Raw genomic sequence first — 3,731 nt, 5'->3', positions numbered from 1 at the left:
CCCCGCTTCCGCCGCCCGGTCCAGGCCAAGCCGCGCCCGCAACCGGAGGTCGACCCCGACCTGGTGGAACGCCCGGCCCGGGTACTGCCCGGGACGGCGGGCGTGCTCGCCGGTTCCTGCGGCGTGGCCGGCTGCCTCGCCACCTCGTGGTGGGCGGGCGTCCTGCCCCCGCTCGCCACGGAGGCGCTACGACTGCCGTTCTACGCCGGTGCCGCACTCGGTCCCGCGCAGTGGGCCGCGTACGCCGGGGCCGGCGCGCTCGGTCTGTTCGGCTTCGGGGGTCTGGCCCGGGGCCGTACCGGACGGGCCTGGGTGCTCGGCCTGTTCGGCCGCTACCGGGGGACCGTCCGGCGCACCGGGCTGATGTGGGTCAACCCGCTGCTGCTGCGCCGCCGCGTCGACGTACGGCTGCGGCACTGGCGCAGCGAGCCGATGCCGGGGGCCGACGCGAACGGGGTCGCGCTGCGGGTCGTGACGCTCGTGGTGTGGCGGGTGCGGGACACCGCGCGGGCCACGCTCGGGGTCGAGGACCACGAGACGTATCTGCGCGAGTGCGTGGAGGCGGCGCTGGCCCGGGTGCCGGTGGAGCCGCCGGGCGGCGGTGCGAAGGGCGCGGCCGAGCTGGCCGTCGACGCGCTGACCCGGCTGGTCGCGGCGGACGCGGCGCCGGTCGGCATCGAGGTGTTCTCGGTGCGGCCGGTGCGTGTCGAGTACGCCCCGGAGGTCGCCGCGGCGATGACCCGCCGCCGTATCGCCACGCTGGACGCGCAGCAGCGGGCGACGATGCTCACGTCGGTGGTCGACTCCGTGGAGGACACGGTGACGCGGCTGACCATGCGGGGGCTGGTGGAGCTGGACGACTACGAACGCAAGGTACTGGTGAAGGACTTGACGGTCGCGTTCTGCTCGGGGCGAGGAGAAGCTGCGCCGTGAGTGGTATGGACACGGTCAAGGAGGGGCAATAATCTGGGACTTGGTCTAGACCTGCACGGCTCACGGAACTTCCCCACACGTTTTCCAGGAGCGGCAGCATGCGCAAAAAGACCAAGTGGTACGCCGCCGTGCTCGGGCTCACCACGGCCGGAGCCATCGTGCTCTCGTCCGGGGCCGCGAGCAGCCACGGCTACACCGACCTCCCCATCAGCAGGCAGAAGCTCTGTGCCAACGGCACGGTGACGAACTGCGGTGACATCCAGTACGAGCCGCAGAGCGCCGAGGGCCCCAAGGGCTTCCCGGCGGCCGGCCCCGCCGACGGCCAGATCTGCAACGGCGGGATCAGCCGCTTCAGCCAACTCAGCGCACCGACAACCCCGTCGGGTGCCGCGTGGCCGACGACCAAGCTGACGGGTGGTCAGTCGTACACGTTCCGCTGGCAGTTCACGGCGATTCACGCCACGACGGACTTCAAGTACTACGTCACCAAGGCGGGTTGGAACCAGAACCACAACCTGGCCCGCTCGGACCTCAACACCACCCCGTTCCTCACCGTCCCCTACAACGGCCAGCGCCCCTCGTCGTCCACCGTCTCCCACAGCGGCACGCTCCCGTCCGGCCTCTCCGGCCACCACATGATCGTCGCGGTATGGACGATCGCGGACACGACCAACGCGTTCTACGCCTGCTCGGACGTCACGTTCTGACGTTGAGGTTCTGAGCATTGCTTGAGACAGTTCGGCATCCCCCGGGGGTAGGTTCCCTCCACCAAGCGGCATCTGACCTCGGGGGACACCATGGAAGCGCTGTTCTACGTCGTACCTCTGCTCATGATCGCCGTGGCGGTGTTCGGTGTGGTCAACGTGGTCCGCCGCTCGCGGCGGGTCGCCGGTGCCTGGAACAGCGGGCTCACGGCCGAGGGCCGCTGCCTGCGGACGTACACGACGACCAGCGGCGGCGGGGAGACCATGGTGTCGACCTCGCTGCACCACGTCTACGAGTTCACGACCCGAGAGGGCCGGACCGTCCGCTTCGAGGAGCGGAACGGGCCGGGGACGACCCTGGAGGGCGACATCGTCACCGTGCACTACACGGCGGACCACCCCGAGCAGGCCACGGCCCACGCCCCGGCCCGCGGCAAGCTCGCGGCGGGGACCGGCTGCGCGCTGGTGTTCTTCGGTGTGTTCATCACCTTCTGCGTCGTGTTCATCATGGTGGCCCACGAGATGTTCAGGTTCATGGGCGACTTCCTGCCCTAGCCTCCACATCTGACGGTGCGTCAACTACCGTGCGCCTCCATGGAGTCCAGGAGGCGTACCGTCGCGGAACTCGTGCAGGCGCGGTGGGGCGACCACCGCCCGGGGTTGTGGTGCGGGCAGCGGGTGCTCACCCATCACGAGGTGGCGGCCGGTGCCGCGGCCAGAGCGGCACTCCTCGCCGACCTGCTGCCGCCCGGCGCCGCACCCCATGTCGGCGTGCTGCTCGACAACACCCCTGAATATCCCCTGTGGTTGAGCGCGGCGGCCCTCGCGGGCGCGGCCGTCGCCGGTATCAACCCCACCCGCCGCGGCCCCGAACTGGCCCGCGACATCCTGCACACCGAGTGCCGGGTCCTCGTCACCGAACGCACCCACCTCCCGCTCCTCGACGGCCTCCAACTCCCCGGCGTTCGACTCCTGGTGACGGACACTCAGGCTTACGACGAGCTCCTCGCCCCGTACGCCGACGCGAAACCGGACGCCTCCCGCGCCGGCCCCGACGACCGCATCCTGCTCTACTTCACCTCCGGTTCCACCGGCGCCCCGAAGGCCGCGATCTGCACCCAGGGCCGCCTGGCCGCCGCCGGAAGCTCACTGGTCGACAGCTTCGGAGTCCTGCCGGGCGACGTGCACTACATCTGCATGCCGATGTTCCACGGCAACGCGGTGATCGCCGACTGGGCACCGGCGCTGGCGGCCGGGGCGGGGGTGGCGCTGCGGCGGCGGTTCTCGGCGTCACGGTTCCTGGACGACGTACGGACGTACGGGGCCACGTACTTCACCTATGTCGGCCGTGCCGTCCAGTACGTATTGGCCACCGAGGAGCGCGCCGACGACCGGGACAACCCGCTGCGCATGGGCTTCGGCACGGAGGCGGGGGCGGTGGACGCGGCGGCGTTCGAGCGGCGGTTCGGGGTACGGCTGGTGGAGGGGTACGGGTCCTCGGAGGGCGGGGCGGCGGTGCAGTGGTCGCCGGGGACACCGTCCGGGGCGGTCGGGCGGGCGGCGCCCGGTCTCGCCGTACTCGATCCGCAGACGCGGGCGGAATGCCCGCCGGCCGCCTTCGACTCGGTCGGTCGGCTGCTCAACGGGGAAGAGGCGATAGGGGAGTTGGTGAACCGCGGCGCCAACCCCTTCGAGGGGTACTGGCGCAATCCCGAGGCGGACGCCGAGCGGCGCCGGGCGGGCTGGTACTGGACCGGCGACCTCTTCTACCGCGACACCGACGGCTACCTCTACTTCGCCGGCCGCACCGACGACCGTCTCCGCGTCGACAGCGAGAACCTCGCCGCCGCGATGATCGAGAACATCCTCGCCCGGTACGAGGGCGCCGACGCCGTGGCGGTGTACGCGGTACCGGACCCGGTGACCGGCGACCAGGTCATGGCGACGATCGCCGGGCGCTTCGACCCGCTCGACTTCGCGGAGTTCCTGCTGGCCCAGCCGGACCTGGGGACGAAGATGGCACCCCGGTTCGTGCGGGTGGTGGAACGGATGCCGGTGACCGCGACCAACAAGATCCATCGGGCGGGGCTGCGG

The 3,731-nt window shown here is 71.2% G+C and carries 4 protein-coding genes; all 4 read left to right on the top strand.

Features of this window, described 5'->3' with window-relative positions:
- Positions 1–933, top strand: a 933-nt coding sequence (locus tag ACFWP5_RS52025; RefSeq protein WP_384174368.1) for an SPFH domain-containing protein, incomplete at its 5' end; no start/stop codon positions are given.
- Positions 934–1,031: 98 nt separating this feature from the next.
- Complete coding sequence (locus ACFWP5_RS52020; protein WP_384174365.1) at positions 1,032–1,640, top strand: lytic polysaccharide monooxygenase; 609 nt, start codon at positions 1,032–1,034, stop codon at positions 1,638–1,640.
- Between the two features lie 90 nt (positions 1,641–1,730).
- Positions 1,731–2,192, top strand: a complete 462-nt coding sequence (locus ACFWP5_RS52015; RefSeq protein ID WP_384174361.1) for a DUF3592 domain-containing protein — start codon at positions 1,731–1,733, stop codon at positions 2,190–2,192.
- 39 nt (positions 2,193–2,231) lie between these two features.
- Positions 2,232–3,731: AMP-binding protein (locus ACFWP5_RS52010; RefSeq protein WP_384174358.1), on the top strand; the 1,500-nt coding region annotated here is incomplete at its 3' end.

The organism is Streptomyces sp. NPDC058469 (assembly GCF_042721125.1).
Taxonomy (GTDB): Bacteria; Actinomycetota; Actinomycetes; order Streptomycetales; family Streptomycetaceae; genus Streptomyces.
This window is presented reverse-complemented; position numbering and strand designations above follow the sequence as displayed.